Annotated in this window: 1 protein-coding gene; it reads right to left on the bottom strand. The window is 35.6% G+C overall.

Annotated elements, in window-relative coordinates; translation table 11 throughout:
- Positions 1–624 (bottom strand): Cna B-type domain-containing protein (locus tag BAU27_RS08340; protein ID WP_139254627.1); only part of this gene is annotated, 624 nt, incomplete at both ends.

The following is a 624-nucleotide window of genomic DNA, read 5'->3' on the forward strand; positions in this document are numbered from 1 at the left end:
AGTCCAGTTTCCTTCTTTATCAGCTTTCACTTCTTCTGTTTTGAACTCTTTACCATTTTGAAGCAATTGAACCGTAATACTTTCTGGGCGTTTACCAAACTTGTTGTTGTAATCTTCCCAGATTTTCTTACCACTTACTTCTGTTGTTTCCGTATTCTTGTAAGTGTTCGTGATTGTTGTTCCTTCTACTTTTGTTTCGTAGTCTTTCACTTTCACTTCATTTACTGTGTACTTGAACTCATTTCCTTGTCCATCGTACTTTGGTAGATCTTTAAAACTGAAGTTCCAGTTGCCTTCTTTATCAGCTTTCACTTCTTCTGTTTTAAACTCTTTACCATTTTGAAGCAATTGAACTGTGATGCTTTCTGGACGTGTGTTGAACTTGTTGTTGTAGTCTTCCCAGACTTTCTTACCACTTACTTCTGTTGTTTCCGTATTCTTGTAAGTGTTCGTGATTGTTGTTCCTTCTACTTTTGTTTCGTAGTCTTTCACTTTTACTTCATTTACTGTGTACTTGAACTCATTTCCTTGTCCATCGTACTTTGGTAGATTTTTAAAACTGAAGTTCCAGTTGCCTTCTTTATCAGCTTTCACTTCTTCTGTTTTAAACTCTTTACCATTTTG

Origin of the sequence: Bacillus sp. NH11B, assembly GCF_001884205.1 — a bacterium.
Taxonomy (GTDB): Bacteria; Bacillota; Bacilli; order Bacillales; family Bacillaceae_G; genus Bacillus_A; species Bacillus_A proteolyticus.